The sequence below is a fragment of the Streptomyces griseoloalbus genome (genome assembly GCA_014650015.1).
GTDB lineage: Bacteria > Actinomycetota > Actinomycetes > Streptomycetales > Streptomycetaceae > Streptomyces > Streptomyces griseoloalbus.
Genome location: BMUD01000007.1, coordinates 134915 through 154074, shown reverse-complemented (window position 1 = coordinate 154074; position 19160 = coordinate 134915). Strand labels below are relative to the sequence as shown.

Below are 19160 nucleotides of genomic sequence, written 5' to 3'. Positions count from 1 at the left end.
GTTCGCCCCTTGAACCGGGCGGCCCGCCGTTTCCTGACAGGAGTGCGATGTGATGCCGGTCACATGATGTCAGAAGGCGATGAGCAGGGGTTCGCCGTGGTCCGTCGCCGCCCAGGCCCGGGTCGCGCGTTCGAGCTTGTCCGGGTTGGCCTGACTGCGGATGGCGGCGATCCGCCCGGCGGTGACCTCCAGGCACATGATGCCGACGACCCGCCCGTCGAGCACCGCGACGAGGGCGGGGTCGCCGTTGGCGGTCGTGGCGTAGATCCCGGGTGAGCCGCCGACCAGGTCGCGCTTGGCCTTGCCGGGCTTGAACAGGCCGCGCATGAACGTCGCGACCGCGAGGGCGCCTTCGAACGCCTTGGCACGGGCCGGGACCTTCCCGCCGCCGTCGCCGACCGCGACGGCGTCCTGGGTGAGCAGCCGCACGAGCGGCTCGGTCCGGCCGCTGGTCGCGGCCGTCAGGAACTCGTCGACGATCCGCCGGGCGGCGGCCTCGTCGATCTCGGTCCGGGCCTTGCCGTCCGCGACGTGCTTCTTGGCGCGGTGGAAGATCTGCTGGCTCGCGGCCTCGGTGAGGTCGAGGACCTCGGCGATCTCCCGGTGCGGGTAGTCGAAGGCCTCCCGCAGGACGTACACCGCCCGCTCGTTCGGGGAGAGCCGCTCCAGCAGGACGAGGACCGCGTACGAGACCGACTCGCGCTGTTCGGCGGTGTCGGCGGGGCCCAGCATCGGGTCCCCGGCGATCAGCGGCTCGGGGAGCCAGGCGCCGACGTAGGTCTCGCGCCGGGCACGGGCGGAGGTGAGCTGGTTGAGGCACAGGTTGGTGAGGACCTTCGTCAGCCAGGCCTCGGGGACCCTGATGCCGTCGACGTCGGCGTCCTGCCAGCGCAGGAACGTCTCCTGCACGGCGTCCTCGGCCTCGCTCGCGGAGCCGAGAAGGCGGTAGGCGATGGCCTCCAGACGGGGCCTGGAGGCCATGAACCGGTCCACGTCGTTCATGGTCAGGGCCATGACCGGATCCTAGCCCGCGCGGCGCGCGACGGCCCGGGCGCGGGGCGGTCCCGTCCGGCGATGCGGACCGGTGAGTGCCGGGAGGGCATGCGGGCGTACTTTCTGGACAGGTGCACCGAGTCACTCCGACGCAGCCGGCAGGTGGGGAGCGATCTCGTTCATGGCCCAGGCACCGGACTCGACGGCCGCAGAAGACATCGATCCGGACGTCGGTCCGGACATCGATCCGGGAAAGGAGACGGCGGGAGCCGGCGTCCGCAGACCCACCACCCCGGCGGCAGGCCGGGGTTTTCCGTCCGCGCTCGCGCGCAGCGGACGGGTGAACGGTCTGGACGGACTGCGCACCTGCGCGGTCGCGCTGGTGCTCGTCTACCACGTGGCACCGGACCTGGTGCCGGGCGGCTCGGTGGCCGTGGACCTCTTCGTCACCCTCAGCGGCTTCGTCATCACCCGGCTGCTGCTCGCCGAGTACGTCCGCACCGGGGGCATCGCCCTGTTCCCCTTCTACCGGCGGCGCTGGCTCCGGCTCGTCCCCGCGCTGCTGGCCCTGTGCGCGGTCTGCGCGGCGCTGTCGGTGACCACCTCGCTGTGGGGCTTCGCCGACTCCTGGCGGGCGGCGGGCGTGTCGGCGCTGTTCCTGGTCAACGTCGTACGCGCCGCGGAGTCCGGTCCCTACTCCGACGTCACCGGACCGCTCGCGCACACCTGGTCGCTGGGTGTGGAGGAGCAGTTCTACCTGCTCTGGCCGCTCGTGCTGCTCGCCCTGCTGCGACACACCCGGGCCCGCACGGTGCTGCTGTGCACGGCGGCCCTGTGCGCGCTGCCCGTGCTGTGGCGCTGTGCCCTGTGGGCCCCGGACGCGGCCCACCGCATCTACAACGGCACCGACACCCGCGCCGACCAACTGCTGGCCGGCGCCCTCGTCGCCGTGGTCCTGGCCCGGCTGCGCGCGGACGATCCCCGGCTGGTGCCGTTGCGCACCTGGGCGGGCCGGCTGGCCTGGCCCTCGCTCGGACTGCTGGCGCTCGTCGCCTGGCGGATGCCGGTGACCGCCGACTCCGGGAGCTGGACGGCCGCCTGGTACACCGCCGGGTTCCTGGGGGTGGCGGTGCTCTCCGCCACCGTTGTCGCGGGTCTCGAACTGCGGCCCGACGGCTGGATGTCACGGCTCCTGTCGCTGACGCCGCTGGCCTGGGCCGGCCGCAACCTGAGCTACGGCATCTACCTGTGGCACTACCCCGTCGTACGGCTGCTGGCCTCCCTCGGCATGGAGGAGGGACGGCTGCCGGCCACCGTCGTCCTGACCCTGCTGATGGCCCTGCTGTCGTACTACCTCGTCGAGGCACCCTTCCTCCGCCGGGCCCGCAACCGCCCGAGCCATTGAAGGCGGCATCAGGAAAATTAAGTTTTACGCGTTGCCATCTTAAGAATCTCAAGATACAAATGAACAGCGAGCATGTCGCCGAGCGCAGGGGAGCCGAGGGTGGACTGGCAGGAACTGACGGACCTGACACAGGGGCAGCCGTTCGTGGTCGAGCGGGTCCGGCTGGTCGGCAGCGGTGTCGCGGTCGAGGGCCGGTTCGAGCCGCCCCAGCTGGCACAACTCGGCGTCGACGACCAGGTGTTCGTCGCCGCGTTCGTCCGGTCGCACGGTTCGATCAAGGAGATGGAGCGGATCTTCGGGGTGAGCTACCCGACGATCAAGTCCCGGCTGAAGCGGATCGCCGAGCACCTCGACTTCGTCGACACCGACCCGACACCCACCGGCGCCGACGTCATCGACCGCCTACAGCGGGGGGAGATCAGCGCCCAGGAGGCGCTGGCCGAGCTGGAGCGGACCCGGTGATCCCGCAGCTGGTGACGGTACGCCACCGCCGTCCCGACGGCCGTCGGCGGCGGCTGTACATCCCCGTCCTGCCGGTCCTGCTCGTGCTGTCACCGCTGCTGCTGCTCGCCGTACTGGCCGGACTGATCGCATGTCTGGCCACCCGGGTGAGTCCGGTGGGCGCGCTGCGCGGCACCGGGCGACTGCTGTGGGCGCTGCCCGGCACCCGGTTCGAGATCGAGCAGGGCAAAACGGCCGTGCTGGTAAGCGTCAGATGAGTCGGAGGGGAACAACAACCATGAACGAGCAGCGACGCCGGATCCTGCACATGCTGGCCGAGGGCAGGATCACCGCGGACGAAGCCGAGCGGCTGATCGACGCCCTCGAACGAGAACGGCCCGAGTCGCCGCGAGGAGCCACGCCCCGCCCGAAACCCCGTCCCAAGTACCTGCGCGTGGTGGTGCACTCGACGGACGACGCCGGCGGAGACGGGCCGAGCCGGGTCGACATCCAGATCCCGCTGCAGCTGCTGCGCGCGGGGGTCCGGCTCACGAGCCTCGTCCCTCCGCAGGCACTCACCAGGATCAACGCGGAGATGCACAAGTCAGGGGTGCCGATCGACCTCACCGAGCTCAAGCCGCAGCACCTCGAGGAGCTCCTCGAGCAGCTCGACGAGGTCACCGTCGACGTCGACGACCCCGACGGAAAGGTGCGGGTGTTCTGCGAGTGACACCTGCCACGACACCGGCGGCCGCGGGCGTTCGCCCCCCGTGCGGGCAGGACCGCCCGGCCGGTGCGGGGGCCGGCGGCACCTCACCGGACGTGGGCGCGCGGGGCCGCCAGCAGGGGAGACGAACAGACGCCGGCCCGTCGCGCGGTTGATCAGCCCCTGCGACGCCGGTACGGCCATCCGCATCCCCTGCGCCGACACCTGTTCGCCGGTGTCCGCGTGCCGCAGGCCACTCGACCGGCCGGCCTCCGTACCGCTCGTCCGACGAGGGCTCCGGCATGTTCATCAGTGTGAATCTGATTCAGCGTCAAAGCCCTTGACGCGTCCACGGCAACGCCCCTACGGTCCGAGAAAGCGCTTTCCCCCCGTCATTCCGGGATGACCGACCGTACCGCCTGTTCACGCACTCGAACGCACCGATGACCTCGTCCGACCAGCCGACCGAACCTGGAGACGAACGATGCACTTGAGACCCGCCCTCGCCTGTGCCGGCCTGCTGGCCGGTGCGCTCGTCGCGATGTCCGGCACCACCGCGCAGGCCGCGTCCGTGCGGTACGAGGCCGAGGGACCCTCGGCGGTCTGTTCCGGAGCCATCGAATCCGAGTGGTCCGGGTTCTCCGGCAGCGGCTTCTGCAACGGCACCAACGGGACCGGCGGCTACGCCCAGTTCACCGTGACCGCCTCCGCCGCCGGCACCGCGACGGTCCAGGTGCGCTTCGCCAACGGCAGCGGCGCCGCGCGGGCCGCGAACCTCGTGGTGAACGGCAGCACCACCGCGTCCGCCTCCTTCGAGTCCACCGGCGCCTGGGACACCTGGACGACCAGGACGTTCACCGTGCCGGTGCGCTCGGGCAACAACACCGTCCGGCTCAACCCGACGTCCTCCGCCGGACTGCCCAACATCGACTACGTCGACGTGGAGACGAGCGGCGACACCACCACCCCGCCGCCCACCGCCTCCACGCTCTACGTGGCACCGGGCGGCAGCGACGGCGCGTCCGGCACGCAGTCCGACCCGACGACGCTCACCTCCGCGATCGACCGCATCACCCCCGGCGGCACGATCTACCTGCGCGGCGGCACGTACCACCACGCCCAGACGGTCACCATCCCCGCGGGCAACAACGGCACCTCGGGCGACCGTACGGAGCTCACCGCCTACCCGGGCGAGACGCCCGTACTGAACTTCTCGGCACAGAGCGAGAATTCGGCGAACCGCGGACTCGCCGTGAACGGGTCGTACTGGCACGTCAAGGGGATCGTCGTCGAACGCGCCGGGGACAACGGCATCTTCGTCGGCGGCAGCAACAACGTCTTCGAGCGCACGGTCACCCGCCACAACCGCGACACCGGGCTGCAGCTCTCGCGGATGACCTCCGACACGCCCCGCGACCAGTGGCCGTCCAACAACCTGATCCTGAGCGCGGAGTCGCACGACAACGCCGACTCCGACGGTGAGGACGCCGACGGCTTCGCCGCCAAGCTCACCTCCGGCCCCGGCAACGTCTTCCGCCACGCCGTCGCCCACAACAACATCGACGACGGCTGGGACCTCTACACCAAGTCGGACACGGGCGCGATCGGCGCGGTGACCATCGAGGACTCCCTCGCCTACGAGAACGGCACCCTCAGCAACGGCGGCCAGGCCGGCAACGGTGACCGCAACGGCTACAAGCTCGGCGGCGAGGACATCAAGGTCGACCACGTCATCCGGCGCAGCATCGCCTACGACAACGGCAAGCACGGGTTCACCTACAACCGGAACCCGGGCACCATGACCGTCTCGGACAACGTCAGCATCGACAACGCCGAGCGCAACTTCTCCTTCGACGCCGGGACCTCGGTGTTCCGGAACAACACCTCGTGCCGCGCCGACGACGGGTCGAACGACAAGACCGTGGGCAACGCCGACAGCTCCAACCAGTTCTGGACCGGCTCCAACGGCTCCCGGTGCGCCTCCTACTCCGGCGCCCTGGACTGGTCCTTCGCCTCGGACGGCCGCCTGGTCGTCACCTTCGGCGGCAACGCGGTGACGCCGTAACACCACCAGGCCGTGAGCCGCTGCACGGCCGGCCGGCCCACCCGGTTTCCCCGGGTGGGCCGGCCCTCGCCACGTGCCGTGTCGCTACGTCAGGCCGATCCGCGCGCAGTCCGTCGCGTAGGCCTGGGTGCAGATCTCCTCGACGGTGTAGACGCCGTCCTGGACCACCGTGTCCTCGATGTTCTCCTTCGTGACCGCGACCACGGGGACCAGCATCGTCGGGATGTCCTTCTGCGTGGGGCTGTCCACCCGCTCCCGGGCCAGCGCGTCGAACTGGATCGAGCGGTCCTGCACCTTGGCCACCGCCATGTCCGCGGCGCCGGTCGCCTCCAGCAGGAAGGACTTGTACACCGACATGTACTGCTTGCCCGCGATGATCCGCTGCACCGCCGTCAGCTCCGCGTCCTGCCCGGTCACCGGCGGAAGGTCGGTGACACCCGCGTCCTCCAGCGCCTCGATGACGGCGCCCGCCATGCCGTCGTTCGCCGAGTAGACGGCGGCGACGTTGCCAAGGCCGACCTCCTTGATCGCCGTGCGCATGTTCTCCGCGGCGACCTCGGGCAGCCACTTCTTGGTGTCGTACGACTTGGCGATGTCCACCTGGCCGTTCAGTTCGCTCAGCGCGCCCTTCTTGAACAGTGCCGTGTTCGGGTCGGCGGGCTCGCCGTTCATCATGACGACCTTGCTGGTCTCGGCGTCCCCGCCGAGCGCGTTCACCAGGGCGCGGCCCTGCACCTGACCGACGTGTTCGTTGTCGTGCGAGACGTACGCGTCGATCGGGCCCTCGGCGAGACGGTCGTAGGCGATGACGGGTATGTCCGCGTCCTTCGCCTTCTCCACGTCCGGTGCGATGGCCTTGGCGTCCACCGCGTTGACCAGGATCACGTCGACGCCGTCGGCGACCAGCTTGCCGAACTGCTCGGACTGCTTGGCCTGGCTGCCCTCGGCGTTGGCGTAGACGACCTTGCCCTGTTTGTTGGTGAGGGAGGAGATCCGCTCCTTGATGAGGGGATAGTCGAACTTCTCGAAGCGCGCCGTGTCCTTGTCGGGCAGCAGCAGGCCCACGGTGATGTCGTAACTCCTGCGGCTCGACGTCGCGTCACCGCCGTCGCCGTCCCCGCCGATGACGCCGCACGCGGTGAGCGAGAGGGCCGACAGGGTGGCGGTCAGGAGCAGGGCGGCGCGACGTACGGGGTGGGGGTGGGGGGTGGTACGGGAGATCACGTGAGGTGCCTTCCGGGGGATCGTGCAGCGTGGGCGGCCAAGTGACCGGACGGCCGACGCGGCACTTCGTGCGGCGTCAAGGCCAACTTCCGTCTCGGGCCCGAACGTTGTCGTGAGCAGTGTGTCCATTGTGCGGTGGTGCGGCCGTCGTGATCACGAGCTCCACGCGTGGCGGTCGGAAAATGTGCGCAGGAGCGGCACACGGGCTGCACACAGTGGGTCGTGGGCCTCGTTAGCGTTGCTGTGCCCTGTACCGGACCAGTTGCCCCGGCGGGCGTCGGTACGTCAACTCAGGAAGACAGCGGATGGACTACTGCTCCACGTGTCGCCGGCATCTGAACGGTGCCCTCGTCTGCCCCGGGTGCGGTGCCTACGCTCCCGACATCGCGCCCGTCTTCACCGGCGGTCACACCGCGTCCGGTGCCGCCGATGTCCGTCCCGGTGACGGTACGGCGATGGCGGCGGCCGGTACGGACACGGTTCCGTCCGACGAGGTGGCGCACGCGATGTCCGCGCCCTCGGGCACGGGCCGGGCGGCGCGGCGGCGGCAGCGGGTGCGCTGGAAGAAGACCCAGCGGCGTGCCCTGGTCGCGACGGCCGTGGCCCTCGTCGGCGGCGGTCTGACCCTCGTCTCGACGGACCGGGGCACCGGAGACCGCACCCAGGCCACCGCGGCACCGGACCTCAAGGGCATGGGCGGCGCGAAGGGACCCGCGGACGGGTACGGCGACCCGGATACCGCGACGCCTGCCGCGGACCCCACGTCGCAGTCGCCCTCGGCCGACGACGACGGGCGTCACCGCCCGGCCGAGGACGCTCCGGCACCCAACGCCCCGTCCCGCACCCGCACCGACGGCGCCGTCGCCTCGCAGCCGGCGGTGGCGTCCCCGCCCCGGACGGCGGCCCCGGACACCGGCTCCGGCACGCGCTCCGACCCCACGGCGGGCACGGACACCGGCTCGGCAACCGGTTCCGGCACCGACGGGTCGGGCACGGTCACCCGGCCGGCGCCCCCGGCCGCCGACGACAACGACGGGACCGGCACGGACAGCGGCACGGACAGCGGCGCGGACCAGGGCGGTACCCAGCCCGCCCCCTCCACCCCGCCGACGTCCTCCCCGGACGCCCCGTCGCAGCAGCTCTGCCTGCTGGTGATCTGCCTCGGCGGCAGGTGACGGAGCTCCCCACCGGCACGCACGCCCCTCGTGAGCCGCTCCTCAGCCGAGGGCGGCGAGCGTACGGCGGGCGGCCTCGGCGATCAGGGGATCGCTGGGCTCGGCCCCGCGGCCGGGGCGGTCGCTCATGACCGCCATCACCAGCGGGGCGCCCCGGTCGGGCCACAGCACGGCGACGTCGTTGGCCCGGCCCCAGTCGCCGGTGCCGGTCTTGTCGCCCACCTTCCAGTCCCGGGGGACACCGGCCCGGATGCGCCGGCCGCCGGTCGCGCTGCGGACCAGCCAGTCCGTCAGCAGGTCCCGCCGGTCGGCGGGAAGGGCGTCGCCGAGGACGAGCGCGCGGTAGTCGGCGGCGAGGGCCCGGGGGGTCGTGGTGTCGCGCGGGTCTCCCGGCGGGTTCCGGTTCAGCTCGGGTTCGTAGTGGTCCAGACGGCTCACGCGGTCGCCGAGTGCGCGCAGGCGGGTGGTGAGCGCGCGCGGGCCGCCGAGGCGGCGCAGCAGCAGGTTGGCGGCCGTGTTGTCGCTGTGCCGGACGGCGGCGTCGCAGAGTTCACGGACCGTCATGCCCGTGTCGACGTGCTTCTCGGCCACCGGTGAGTAGGCGGCGAGGTCGGCCCGGGTGTAGGTGACGCGCTCGTCGAGGCGGGCGAGCGGGTCGCGGTCCAGGACGGCGGCCGCGGCGAGCGTCTTGAACGTGGAGCAGAACGCGAAGCGCTCGTCGGCGCGGTGGATGACGGTGGCGCCGGTCCCGGTCGCGAGGGCGTACACCCCGAGGCGAGCGCCGTACTCGCGTTCGAGGTCGGCGAGGTCGCGGGGGTCCACCGGGGCGGGGGCGCGGCGGCTCGGCGAAGCCGGGGGCGAGGGCGGCGGTGCCGTCGGGGCCGGGCCGCGTTCGCGCGCCGGGGTGTCGGTGGCGCAGCCGGCGACGGGGGCGAGGGCCGCGGCGAGCAGCAGTGCGCGGCGTGCGGGGTGTGCGGGCACGGGGGCTCCCTTGGGGACTGTTCGGTCAGGACTCGCGGGACCGGCACCGAGCCGTCGTACCAGGGCCTGTCTGACCATTCGCGTCGTCGCCCGCAGGGCGGCCTACCCTTCCGGCGGCCGAAGCGGTGATCGGCACGGTGGCGCGGATCGCGGTGGACGCGCTGCGGGCGGAAGGGTCGCGGTCGCGTTGATCCGAGGCGAAAAGCAAGCCGATAAGTACCGGAAAACAAAGAGCAGGGGCCCGCACCGAAGTGCGGGCCCCTGCTCTCAAACCCTGCGTACAGGTCAGGCGGGGACGATGTTCTCCGCCTGCGGGCCCTTCTGGCCCTGGGTGACGTCGAAGGTCACCTTCTGGCCTTCCTGGAGCTCGCGGAAGCCCGAGGTGGCAATGTTCGAGTAGTGAGCGAACACGTCGGCGCCGCCGCCGTCCTGCTCGATGAAGCCGAAGCCCTTTTCCGCGTTGAACCACTTCACGGTACCGGTGGCCATATCAAATCTCCTGAGACAGTGCTGGGACTCGCACTTTACGAATCCCTTCATCGTCGCGATGATCACCTGCCCGGAGAACCGGTAGCAAACTGGCAACCACAACTGCAACTGACGTCAGCCTAGCACGAATGGATTCCACGGCAAGCGAGGAAAATCACTGGGCAAAACACCGACGGCGTGTTTAAGGAAAGAGATTTTCGCAACGGGGGCGGAATTTCTGTTCCGGCGAGGACAGATTTTCATCGGCGCCCGTGGACCTGGCCGGCGCTCCGTCGGCGCGGCTCCTCGTCGGCCCGTTCGGCCCGACCCGGCACGCACCTTCCCGCGGACCACGGGCACGGTCCGCCGCGAGGACCGGCTCCCCGCAGAAAACTCCGGCCGCCTCGACGGAAAAACTGCCGTGGCCGAGGAAGATGTCCTGCCCGGACGTCGGCCGCACACGGCGGGCCATGTCGTCCGCCGCACCCCGCGGCATGCCACCCCCCGCGCCCCACGGACGACGTAAGGACGGCGTGTCGCGGGAGCACCCGGGACACCCCTACGGCGACCGCTCCCCGCCCTTCGCTCTCGCGTCCTCGGCCGGCCGTGCGCGATGCGGGCCCATCTCGCCGAGTACGGACCCGAGTTCGGCCTCGGTGAGAGCACTGCCGGGGAGGGGGCGCGGCGGAGTGGCCGGGGTGGCGCGAAGGCCGTCGAGGAAGAGGGCGAGGGGCCGGTGCCAGGCGTCGGGGGTGGTGGCCGTGGTGAGGGGCGGGACGGCACGACCGAGGGCGGCGAGGGCGAACAGCAGGTCCTCGGTGGTGACGTCCGGGCGCACGGCGCCCTCCGCGCGGGCCCGCTCCAGCAGCAGCTCCACCGTCCTGCGGTTGTGGGCGTGCACGGTCTGGAGGACCTCGACGTCCGGCAGGCGGGTGGTCATGAGGTCGTTGGTGCCGCGGTCGGCGGCCAGGGTGGTGAAGACGGTGCGGAGGTAGTCGGTCAGCCCCGTCCAGGCGTCCGGGGCGGTCCGGGCGCGCTCGCCGGCCGTCATGGTGCCCGTCAGCTGGTCGTGGAAGACCGCGTCGACGAGGGCGGCGCGGGTGGGGAAGTGCCGGTAGAGCGTCGCGTTGCCGACACCGGCCCGGCGTGCGATCACGTCCAGGGGCGCTTCGAGGCCCTGCTCGGTGAAGACCGCGTGGGCCGCCTCCACCAGCCGGTCCCGGTTGCGCCGGGCGTCACGCCGCTGCCGGGGCGCGGGGGCAGGGGCGGCGGGCTCTTCACCGACGGTCATCGTCCTCCTCCGTACGAATTGGGGAGCGCTCCCCGCTGGGATGCTATCGTCGGCCGATGAAGTGGGGAGTCCTCCCCACTTTTCCGGGGACCGGAGAGGACGGTGTCGTGCGCGCGCCCACCCTGGAGGAGCTGGCCCCCGAGGGCCACGACCTGGCGGCCGATCCGCACTCCGTGCACGCGGCGCTGCGGGCCGGAGGGCCGGTGCACCGCGTCCACGTCCCGGGGAGCGGGGACGCCTGGCTGGTAGTCACCCGTGAGGCGGTGCGGGCCGCGCTGACCGACCCCCGGCTGCGCAACGACATCCGGCACTCCGCGACCTGGGAGACCGACGGCGGCCACGCCGTCGGCCGCAACATGCTGCAGAGCGACCCGCCGCACCACACCCGCCTGCGGCGACTGGTCGCGGGCCACTTCACACCGGGCCGGATCGCCGGGCTGCGGCCGGGCATCGAGCGGGTGGCACGCGAGCTGCTGGCGCGGCTGCCCCGGCCGGGCACCGCCGACCTGGTGAGCGGTTACGCGCTGCCGCTTCCGGTCACGGTGATCTGCGATCTCCTCGGCGTGCCCGAGGCGGACCGCGCGGCCTTCCACACCTGGTCGAACGAGCTGGTCATGCCCACCGGCGCGGAGGCCGCCGCCGCTTCGGCCGCCGCGTTGACCGACTACCTCACCGAACTGATCGCCGAGAAGGCGCGCACGCCGGACGGCTCCCTGCTCGCGGACCTGACCACGGCCGCCGGCCCCCCGGGCGCCGGGGACGGCCTCACCCCGGAGGAGCTCCTCGGCATGGCCTTCCTGCTCCTCGTGGCAGGACACGAGACGACGGTCGACCTGATCTCCGCGACCGCCCACAGCCTGCTGACCCACCCGGACCAGCTCGCCCTGCTGCGCGCCGACCCCACCCTGACCGGCGGCGCGATCGAGGAGTCCCTGCGCTTCAACTCCCCCGTCCACGCGGGCGCGTTCCGCTTCGCGGCCGAGCCGCTGGAGTTGGCCGGCACCCGGGTGGACGCCGGTGACGCGGTCCTCGTCTCCCTGGCCGCGGCCTCCCGTGACCCGCTCGCCTTCCCGGACCCGGACCGCTTCGACATCACCCGCCGCCCCCAGGGCCATCTGGCCTTCGGACACGGCGCCCACCACTGCCTCGGCGCCCCGCTGGCCCGCGCGGAGGCCACCGTCGCCCTCCGCCTCCTCCTGGAGCGCCACCCCACCCTCACCCTCGCCACCGACCCGGCGTCCCTCACCTGGCGGACGAGCACCCTGCTGCGGGGCCTCACCGCACTGCCGGTACACCTCGGCTGACCACCGCGGCCCCGAGCCGTACCCGAGGTGTCCCCCGCCCGCAGGGCGCGCGCGCCGTTCGGTCCCGTGCGCCGTCCGGTCCCGTGCGCCGTCCGGCCCCGCGCCCATCCGCCGTTTCCGCCGTGGCGCTGCCCGCGCCGGTCGAGGCCGATGCCGGTGGCGTGGCGGTCACGGGCGGAGACGGGAAGGCGGGCGGAGACGGGAAGGCGGGCGGAGGCGGGAAGGCGGGCGGAGGCGGGAAGGCCGGGGCCGGGCCCCGAGCTGCACACGTGGGGACGCGACGGCCCGTCCCGGCCTTCCTCTGGCCGCAATCTGCCATGCCGGAAGCCCGGGCGCCCGCCGGGACGGGCCGAACGAGGAGGGACATTCCAGGCGCTTTATCCCCCTTTGTCAGCCATAATCAGAAGCATGAACACGGCGACGTATGTACTGCTGGCGGCAAGTCAGCACATATGGAACGTGACCGCGGCCTTCATCGGCGGGCTGGTCGTGGCCGGCGCGCTGATCTGGGCCGTACGTGTCGGCATGCGGTACATGGACCAGGAGGAACCCCGCCCCAGGTCCGAGGAGCAGCCGAGACTGCCGGACGGCGGCGCGGTCCGCGAGATGCGGGAGATCCGGGAGCCGGACGAGATGCCGGACATGTCGAAGAGCGGCTCCCGGCTCATGCCCTACGAGCTCCATCACGCCGCGACCAGGACGGGCAAGGACCAGAACCGCAAACGCTGGCTGCCCGGCTCCAGCGGCGCCTTCGGCAGCGGAGGCCCGGGGCACGTGTGACACCACGGCACGGACGGACACCGCGCGTGCGACATGTCCGGCCCACGCCCCGCCCGGAAGTGGCACGGGCGGGGTGTCACCGACCCGGGGCGGCGTCCCCCACCGTGATCTGGATCTGCTCGCTCGCGGCGCTCACCCCGTTCAGGGTGGCGGTGGCCTGGAGCCGGTTCAGGCCGTCGGGGAGGGCCGGGCCGGGGGTGCAGGTCCAGTGGCCGTCGGGCCCGGCGGTGGCGGTGCACACCTCGCCGCCGTCCTTGTCCACGACGGTGATCCGCGCGCCCGGATGGGCCGTACCGGCGATCGTCGGCCGTGCGCCCAGCGGCACCCCGGATTCCGGGCGGGTCAGGGTCGGCCCGGCCAGTCCCACGGTCACCTGACAGCCGCCGGCCGCCCGCTCCACGCCGTGCGCGTCGGCGAGCCGCAGGGCGCAGCCGCTCAGCCGGGTCCCGGGCACCGCGTCGGCGGGCACCGACAGTACGAAGGGGAAGGCCGCTTCCCGCCACGGCTGCTCCGCCGAGGTCGCCGTGTACACGGCGGTACGGCCGTCGGCGTTCACCTCGCCCCGGTAACCGGGAGTGCCGAGGGGGACGCCGGTCACCCTGGCCCCGGCGGGGGCGGTCAGGGTCAGCGTCGAACCGGTGCCGAGGGCCGGCCCCGTGAAGCCCGCGGCCCTGACGATGCCGTCCCGGCCGGGCGGGATCGTCACCGCGCCCCACAGGATGCGGCCATGGGCCGCCGGGCGGGGGCCCACGGCGGCTGCGGGCGCCGCGGCCGGCAGCCACGCACCCGCGAGCACCCCGGCCGCGGTCAGTGCCGCGGCAGCCGCTGTTCTGCTGGATCTGTTCATCGTCGGCCGGCTCCTCGCACGTCCGTCACGGACACACCTGGCACCGATTCTGGCGGGGTGTCCGCACGGGTCGCCCCCGCGGAGCGGCCGTACGGGTGGCCCCCGCACAAAACCGCTCGCCGCCCTCGGCCGACCGGCAGCGGTCCACGGGCCCGTCCCGAGCCGGCCGCCTGTCCCGGCCGGCCCCAGCGGACCGGCCGGACGCGGGCGGACCGGCCGGCCCCGGGCGGACGCGGGCGGACGCGCGGGGTGTGCGGGTCAGCGGCCGAGCCACGCCGTCGTGTCGGGGCCGAGCCGGCCGTCCTCCAGGGGTGCGCTGGTCAGCAGGACCTCGCCCGCCGGGAGGGAGACCGGGTCGGAGGACAGGTTGGTCACACAGCGCCAGCCGTCCCCGCGGTCGAACTGGAGGATCCCGGCCGGGGTCTCCTCCGCCCAGGTCAGCGTCTCGCCGGCCAGCAGCTTGCGGCGCAGCCGCAGGGCCGTGCGGTAGAGCTCCAGGGTCGAGCCCTCGACACCGTCCTGCGCCTCGACGGCGTACGCGGCGAAACCGGGCGGCTGCGGCAGCCAGGCCCCGGCCGCCCCGAAGCCGTATGACGGCCCGGTGGTCGTCCACGGCAGCGGCACCCGGCATCCGTCGCGGCCCTTGCGGACATGTCCCGTCTGTTCCCAGATCGGGTCCTGGAGGACCTCGGTGGGCAGGTCGGCGACCTCGGGCAGGCCGAGCTCCTCGCCCTGGTAGACGTACGCCGAACCGGGGAGCGCCAGCATCAGCAGGGTCGCGGCGCGCGCCCGGCGCAGTCCGGCGTCCGGGTCGACGGCGGGGGCGTGACCGCCGGACAGCAGCCAGGCGTTCTCCTCGGTACCCGGCGGCAGCATCAGGCGGGAGGCGTGCCGGACGACGTCGTGGTTGGAGAGCACCCAGGTCGCCGAGGCGCCGGCGGCGCGCGCGGTCGCCAGCGAGTCGGTGATCACCTGGCGCAGCTCCCCCGCGTCCCACGGGGTCTGCAGATACTCGAAGTTGAACGCCTGCCCCAACTCGTCCGGGCGGGCGTACAGGGCACGCCGGTCGCCGGGGACCCAGGCCTCGGCGACGGCCATCCGGGGCGGGGAGTAGGCGTCGAGGATCTTGCGCCAGTCGCGGTAGATCTCGTGCACCTCGTCGCGGTCGTACAAGGGGTGGGTGCCGGGCGCGAACTCGGCGAGGGCGGCCTCGCCGCTCAGCTCCGGGGCGCCGAGGTCGCGCAGGGGCTCGGTGAGGTCCTTGGTGAGGGCGTGCGCGACATCGACGCGGAAGCCGTCCACGCCGCGGTCGGACCAGAACCGCAGGGTGGTGCGGAAGTCGTCGCGGACGTCCTGGTGGCCCCAGTTGAGGTCGGGCTGCTCGGCGGCGAACAGATGCAGGTACCACTGCCCGTCCGGCACCCGCTGCCAGGCGCTGCCGCCGAACACGGACTGCCAGTCGGTGGGCGGCAGCTCACCGCCCGGACCCCGGCCGTCGCGGAAGACATAGCGGTCCCTGGCCGGGGAACCGGGGCCGGCCCGCAGCGCCTCCTGAAACCAGACGTGCTGGTGGGAGGTGTGGTTGGGGACGATGTCGACGATCACCTTGAGGCCGAGCCGGTGGGCCTCGCGGACCAGGGCGTCGAAGTCGTCGAGGGTGCCGAGGCGCGGGTCGACGTCGCGCGGGTCGGCGACGTCGTAGCCGCCGTCGGCGAGCTCGGAGGGGTAGAAGGGGCTCAGCCACAGGGCGTCGACCCCCAGGGCGGCGAGGTGGGTGAGACGCCGGGTGATGCCGCGCAGGTCACCGAGTCCGTCACCGTCGGCGTCGGCGAAGCTGCGGGGGTAGACCTGGTAGACGACGGCCTGGCGCCACCAGTCGGGGTTCTTGGAGGAGAGGTCGGGCGTGGCGTCGGGGGCGGGGTGCGGCAGCCGGGTGTCGGGCGTGGTGGTGCGAGCGGTCACGCGGTCTCCTCTGGGTGCGTGCGGGCGACAGAAGTAAATCTGTCCACAACACCGTAAAAGCGAACACCCGGGCAGTCGGCGCCATTCCCACGGGTGTGGCGCATCGCACGTTTCGTCCCGTTTCGCCGTGAGGGGGCCTGTGACCGCCTACCTCCCGGGCCTCTCGACCGTCGCCAGGTACAGCTTCACGTAGCGCTCCACGTCCACGGCCAGGCCGACGTCCACCAGGGGCTGCTCGCGCGTGCCCTCGTGGATCTCGGACTCGCCGGCGCGGGGACGGCGGTCGACCACGGTCTGGCCGCGGGTCGGGCCCGGGGCCAGGGAGACCTCGACGGGGAGCCGGTGGGTCGTCAGGCCGTCCGGGTCGGCGACCGCGCACAGCGCGCCCGCGTCGCCGAGGCCGCCGGCGTCCTCGGCGGGGTCGTCGGGACGGCTGCCCGGGGTGGCCGGGCGGTGGGCGAGCAGCTCACCGGCCAGCCGGGTGCCCGGTTCGGTGCTCGCGCGCAGCCGGCGGACGTCCGCGCCCGGGACGACGACCCGGGTGAACACGTCCAGGCCGTACATCGTGATCGGCACCCCGGCCGTGAGCAGGATCGCGGCGGCCTCCGGATCGTGCCAGACGTTGAACTCGGCGACCGGCGTGGCGTTCCCGGCGCCCGCCGCGCCGCCCATGAACACGATCCGCTCGATGTTGCGGGTGACCTCGGGATGGGTCCGCAGCAGCAGGGCGATGTTGGTGAGCGGGGCGGTGGGCACGAGCGTGACCGGGCGCGGGGAGGCGAGGATCTCGCGCCGCAGCAGGGTCACCGCGTCCACGTCCACCGGCGCGCGGCCCGGGGCGGGCAGGCCGAGGTCGCCCATGCCGTCGTGGCCGTGCACGTGACGCGCGGAGCGCGGCGCCTCGATCAGCGGGCGCTCGGCACCCCGCGCGACCGGGACGTCCGGCGCGCCCGCCCGCTCCAGCACGGTCAGCGTGTTGCGGACGACGCCGTCCACATCCGTGTTCCCGGCCACGCAGGTCACCGCGCGGAGGTCGATCCCCGGGTGGCGTACGGCGAACAGCAGGGCCAGGGCGTCGTCGACACCGGTGTCGCAGTCGATGATCACCGGGATGGGCTGACCGTTCGTCACGGCGGGGGTTCCTTCCGAGCGGGGTGCCTGCCCGTCGACCCTACGCGGCGTCCCAGAGCGCGGTGCCCCGCCCGGCCGACCGCTCCGCGACCCGCCGCAGCACCTCCCGGGCGGGCAGCGCGCCGGGCCGCCGTCCGTCCCTGAGCCGTACGGCGAGCAGCCCGTCCGCGGCCTCCCGCGCCCCGAGCACCGCCTGGTACGGCACCAGGCGGGCCCGGCGGATCCGGGCCCCCAGACCGCCCTCCCCGGGCCCGCTCACCTCCGCCCGCAGACCGAGCGCGGCGGCCCGCCGTACGACGTCGTACGCCCGTTCCTCCTGTGCCTCGCCCACCGGCAGCACCACCAGCTGCACCGGCGCCAGCCACACCGGGAGGGCGCCTCCGTGTTCCTCCAGGAGGTGCGCGACCGCCCGTTCGACGCTGCCGATGATGCTGCGGTGCACCATGACGGGGCGGTGCCTGGCGCCGTCGGGGCCGATGTAGTGCAGGTCGAAGCGTTCCGGCTGGTGGAAGTCGATCTGCACGGTGGACAGGGTGGACTCACGGCCCGCGGGGTCGGCGATCTGCACGTCGATCTTCGGGCCGTAGAAGGCGGCCTCGCCCTCGACGGCGTCGTACGCGAGGCCGGAGGAGTCCAGGACCTCGCGCAGCAGGGCGGTGGCCCGTTCCCACAGGGCCGGGTCGGCGACGTACTTGCCGCCGGCGCCCGGCAGGGACAGCCGGTGACGGGCGGCGCGGATGCCCAGGTCGGCGTAGGCGCGGGAGATGAGTCCGAGGGCGGCGCGGGCCTCCTCGGCGGCCTGCTCCAGGGTGCAGAAGATGTGCGCGTCGTTGAGGTGGATGGCGCGTACGCGGGTCAGTCCGCCGAGGACACCGGACGGCTCGGAGCGGTACATGCCGCCCAGCTCGGCCATTCTGTACGGCAGTTCCCGGTAGCTGTGGGAGCGGGAGCGGTAGATGAGGGCGTGGTGGGGGCAGAGGCTGGGCCGCAGCAGGACCTGCTCCGCGCCGAGCTCCATGGGCGGGAACATGTCGTCGCTGTAGTGGGCCCAGTGCCCGGAGATCTCGTACAGCTCGCGTTTGCCGAGCACGGGCGAGTACACGTGCCGGTAGCCAGCCGCGCGCTCCGCCTCGCGGATGTACTCCTCCAGGGTGTGCCGTACGAGGGCGCCGTCCGGGAGCCAGTACGGCAGTCCCGCGCCCATCAGCGGATCGGTGTCGAACAGGCCGAGCTCGCGGCCGAGACGTCGGTGGTCGTGCACGGTGGTCTCCTCGTGGTCGTGAGGCGAGCACCACGCGCGACGAAGCCCCGGGGCACTCGCCCCGGGGCTTCGTCAGTGGTCAGCTGTCAGCGCGCCGGGACACTCTCCGGCGTCGTCGTGAGCGACAGGTCGGCACGCTGCATGTCCGGGACCGTACCAGGGGGCGGGCAGGCGCGCGAGCCGGTTTTCCGGGCGGGTGGCTCACCCGGACGGCTCGCCGCGCTGGTGGGGCGGTCGGCCCGGTGGTGCCGTAGGAGCACGTCCGCCCGTGGACGGCCCGGTACCCCAGGAGGCACCCCGATGACCCATGCCCCGGCCGCCGCGCGCGCCCTCCTCGCCGCCGCGCTGTCGATGACCGCCCTGCTGACCACGGCGGCCTGTTCCGTCGGCGGGCGGGAGGCACCCCGCGCGGTCCCCGTCCCCGTGTCCCCGCCCCCGTCCTCCGCCGCCTCCGCCACCGCGTCCTCCGCCGCCTCCGCCACCGGGCAGCCCTCACCGGCCCCGCCCGCGCTGAACGAGGCGCAGATGAAGGCGGCACTGATCACGGAGACGGACCTCGGCGAGCCGTGGATGGCGAGCCGGGGCTCGGCGACCTGGCGGGACGGGATGCTCAAGGCGAACACCCAGGACGCCGACTGCCGCAGACTGCTCGACGCCCTCTACACCGAGGAACTGTTCGGCGCACCGACCGGCCCCCGCGCCACGGCCACGCTCGACGACGCCTACAACGACACCCAGCTGCGCTACCAGGTCGCCGCGTACCCGCCCGCCGGCGTGGACCGCGTGCTGGCCTGGCTGAGCACGCTGCCGGAGAAGTGCGCGGGGTTCAGGGCCACGACCACCCGGGCCGGCGCACAACTGGTCGAGGTGACGGAACTGCCGCTGCCGGAGGCCGGCGACGCGCGGGCGGCCCTGCGGCTGACCATGACCGGGGAGGCGTCCGACGGGATGCCGACGTATCTCACCGTGGACGTGGCGGCGGTCCGCGTCGGCGAGGAAACGATCACCCTCACCAACGGCGGCTTCGGCGCGGTCCTGCCCGAGGTCACCCAGGCAATGTCCCAGCTCGGCGCGGACCGCCTGGCGGAGGTCGCGCGTCAGGGGCGGGTCCGGATCTGACGAACGG

The 19160-nt window shown here is 73.0% G+C and carries 17 protein-coding genes and 1 pseudogene; 9 read left to right on the top strand and 9 right to left on the bottom strand.

The genetic code is table 11. The annotated features are described in order from the left end of the window. Positions 1–69: 69 nt before the first annotated feature. On the bottom strand, positions 70–1014 hold the full coding sequence (locus IE178_RS13135; protein WP_184766236.1) for an RNA polymerase sigma-70 factor: 945 nt from the start codon (positions 1012–1014) through the stop codon (positions 70–72). Positions 1015–1174: 160 nt separating this feature from the next. Here IE178_RS13135 and IE178_RS13130 point away from each other — a divergent pair, with 160 nt between their 5' ends. The 5 genes from IE178_RS13130 to IE178_RS13110 all read left to right on the top strand — a co-directional run bounded on the left by IE178_RS13130 (position 1175) and on the right by IE178_RS13110 (position 5610). After that, the gene (locus IE178_RS13130; protein ID WP_193512375.1) at positions 1175–2398 is read left to right on the top strand and encodes an acyltransferase family protein; all 1224 of its coding nucleotides are present in this window, start codon (positions 1175–1177) and stop codon (positions 2396–2398) included. Positions 2399–2470: 72 nt separating this feature from the next. Further along, positions 2471–2860, top strand: coding sequence for a DUF2089 domain-containing protein (locus IE178_RS13125; protein WP_318280017.1), 390 nt, complete (start codon positions 2471–2473; stop codon positions 2858–2860). Further along, the gene (locus IE178_RS13120; protein ID WP_193512374.1) at positions 2857–3117 is read left to right on the top strand and encodes a hypothetical protein; all 261 of its coding nucleotides are present in this window, start codon (positions 2857–2859) and stop codon (positions 3115–3117) included. Before IE178_RS13125 ends, IE178_RS13120 begins: the two co-directional genes overlap by 4 nt. Before the next feature lie 20 nt (positions 3118–3137). Further along, positions 3138–3569 carry an SHOCT-like domain-containing protein gene (locus tag IE178_RS13115; protein ID WP_193512373.1) on the top strand — a complete coding sequence of 144 codons (432 nt, stop codon included), beginning with the start codon at positions 3138–3140 and terminating at the stop codon, positions 3567–3569. Between the two features lie 460 nt (positions 3570–4029). Next, the gene (locus tag IE178_RS13110; RefSeq protein ID WP_193512372.1) at positions 4030–5610 is read left to right on the top strand and encodes a right-handed parallel beta-helix repeat-containing protein; all 1581 of its coding nucleotides are present in this window, start codon (positions 4030–4032) and stop codon (positions 5608–5610) included. An 84-nt stretch (positions 5611–5694) separates the two neighbouring features. On the opposite strand, the gene IE178_RS13105 is transcribed toward IE178_RS13110, so the two are convergent. Beyond that, entirely contained in the window at positions 5695–6834 is a 1140-nt protein-coding gene (locus IE178_RS13105; RefSeq protein ID WP_438874369.1) for a sugar ABC transporter substrate-binding protein, read from the bottom strand. 305 nt (positions 6835–7139) lie between these two features. On the opposite strand from IE178_RS13105, the gene IE178_RS13100 reads away from it, so the two are divergent. Next, positions 7140–8009: an SCO2400 family protein gene (locus tag IE178_RS13100; RefSeq protein WP_193512370.1), complete on the top strand. Its 870-nt coding sequence runs from the start codon at positions 7140–7142 to the stop codon at positions 8007–8009. Between the two features lie 42 nt (positions 8010–8051). Here IE178_RS13100 and bla read toward each other — a convergent pair whose 3' ends face one another. From bla to IE178_RS13085, 3 genes are all read right to left on the bottom strand, one after another. After that, the gene (gene bla / locus IE178_RS13095) at positions 8052–8990 is read right to left on the bottom strand and encodes a class A beta-lactamase (protein WP_318280015.1); all 939 of its coding nucleotides are present in this window, start codon (positions 8988–8990) and stop codon (positions 8052–8054) included. A gap of 285 nt (positions 8991–9275) precedes the next feature. Beyond that, positions 9276–9479 carry a cold-shock protein gene (locus IE178_RS13090; protein WP_020871138.1) on the bottom strand — a complete coding sequence of 68 codons (204 nt, stop codon included), beginning with the start codon at positions 9477–9479 and terminating at the stop codon, positions 9276–9278. Between the two features lie 538 nt (positions 9480–10017). Continuing rightward, the gene (locus IE178_RS13085; protein ID WP_193512368.1) at positions 10018–10749 is read right to left on the bottom strand and encodes a TetR/AcrR family transcriptional regulator; all 732 of its coding nucleotides are present in this window, start codon (positions 10747–10749) and stop codon (positions 10018–10020) included. A 56-nt stretch (positions 10750–10805) separates the two neighbouring features. Here IE178_RS13085 and IE178_RS13080 point away from each other — a divergent pair, with 56 nt between their 5' ends. Both IE178_RS13080 and IE178_RS13075 read left to right on the top strand, forming a co-directional pair. After that, positions 10806–12053, top strand: coding sequence for a cytochrome P450 family protein (locus tag IE178_RS13080; RefSeq protein WP_193512367.1), 1248 nt, complete (start codon positions 10806–10808; stop codon positions 12051–12053). Between the two features lie 408 nt (positions 12054–12461). Further along, positions 12462–12833: a DUF6479 family protein gene (locus IE178_RS13075; RefSeq protein WP_184766244.1), complete on the top strand. Its 372-nt coding sequence runs from the start codon at positions 12462–12464 to the stop codon at positions 12831–12833. Between the two features lie 76 nt (positions 12834–12909). Here the strand turns inward: IE178_RS13075 and IE178_RS13070 are convergent, their stop codons facing one another. From IE178_RS13070 to thrS, 4 genes and pseudogenes are all read right to left on the bottom strand, one after another. Further along, positions 12910–13680 (bottom strand): Ig-like domain-containing protein, encoded by a 771-nt coding sequence (locus IE178_RS13070; RefSeq protein WP_193512366.1) that lies wholly within the window; start codon positions 13678–13680, stop codon positions 12910–12912. Between the two features lie 258 nt (positions 13681–13938). Then, positions 13939–15642, bottom strand: a complete 1704-nt coding sequence (locus IE178_RS13065; RefSeq protein ID WP_193512365.1) for a glycoside hydrolase family 13 protein — start codon at positions 15640–15642, stop codon at positions 13939–13941. A 147-nt stretch (positions 15643–15789) separates the two neighbouring features. Next, a complete protein-coding gene (locus IE178_RS13060) occupies positions 15790–16773 on the bottom strand; it encodes a nucleoside hydrolase (RefSeq protein WP_193512364.1) in 984 nt (327 codons plus the stop codon). A 40-nt stretch (positions 16774–16813) separates the two neighbouring features. Beyond that, positions 16814–18037 (bottom strand): annotated as a pseudogene (gene thrS / locus IE178_RS13055) (threonine--tRNA ligase); the annotation flags it as partial. 297 nt (positions 18038–18334) lie between these two features. Between thrS and IE178_RS13050 the strand changes: the two are divergent. Next, entirely contained in the window at positions 18335–19153 is an 819-nt protein-coding gene (locus tag IE178_RS13050) for a hypothetical protein (RefSeq protein ID WP_193512362.1), read from the top strand. The last annotated feature ends 7 nt before the right edge of the window (positions 19154–19160 follow it).

What these genes read in the sequence shown, in the direction of transcription:
- IE178_RS13135 (WP_184766236.1), bottom strand. Translation starts at nt 1,014, where the DNA reads ATGGCCCTGACCATGAACGACGTGGACCGGTTCATGGCCTCCAGGCCC.
- IE178_RS13070 (WP_193512366.1), bottom strand. Translation starts at nt 13,680, where the DNA reads ATGAACAGATCCAGCAGAACAGCGGCTGCCGCGGCACTGACCGCGGCC.
- IE178_RS13125 (WP_318280017.1), top strand. Translation starts at nt 2,471, where the DNA reads ATGTCGCCGAGCGCAGGGGAGCCGAGGGTGGACTGGCAGGAACTGACG.
- IE178_RS13085 (WP_193512368.1), bottom strand. Translation starts at nt 10,749, where the DNA reads ATGACCGTCGGTGAAGAGCCCGCCGCCCCTGCCCCCGCGCCCCGGCAG.
- IE178_RS13075 (WP_184766244.1), top strand. Translation starts at nt 12,462, where the DNA reads ATGAACACGGCGACGTATGTACTGCTGGCGGCAAGTCAGCACATATGG.
- IE178_RS13110 (WP_193512372.1), top strand. Translation starts at nt 4,030, where the DNA reads ATGCACTTGAGACCCGCCCTCGCCTGTGCCGGCCTGCTGGCCGGTGCG.
- IE178_RS13115 (WP_193512373.1), top strand. Translation starts at nt 3,138, where the DNA reads ATGAACGAGCAGCGACGCCGGATCCTGCACATGCTGGCCGAGGGCAGG.
- IE178_RS13130 (WP_193512375.1), top strand. Translation starts at nt 1,175, where the DNA reads ATGGCCCAGGCACCGGACTCGACGGCCGCAGAAGACATCGATCCGGAC.
- IE178_RS13090 (WP_020871138.1), bottom strand. Translation starts at nt 9,479, where the DNA reads ATGGCCACCGGTACCGTGAAGTGGTTCAACGCGGAAAAGGGCTTCGGC.
- IE178_RS13100 (WP_193512370.1), top strand. Translation starts at nt 7,140, where the DNA reads ATGGACTACTGCTCCACGTGTCGCCGGCATCTGAACGGTGCCCTCGTC.
- IE178_RS13080 (WP_193512367.1), top strand. Translation starts at nt 10,806, where the DNA reads ATGAAGTGGGGAGTCCTCCCCACTTTTCCGGGGACCGGAGAGGACGGT.
- IE178_RS13050 (WP_193512362.1), top strand. Translation starts at nt 18,335, where the DNA reads ATGACCCATGCCCCGGCCGCCGCGCGCGCCCTCCTCGCCGCCGCGCTG.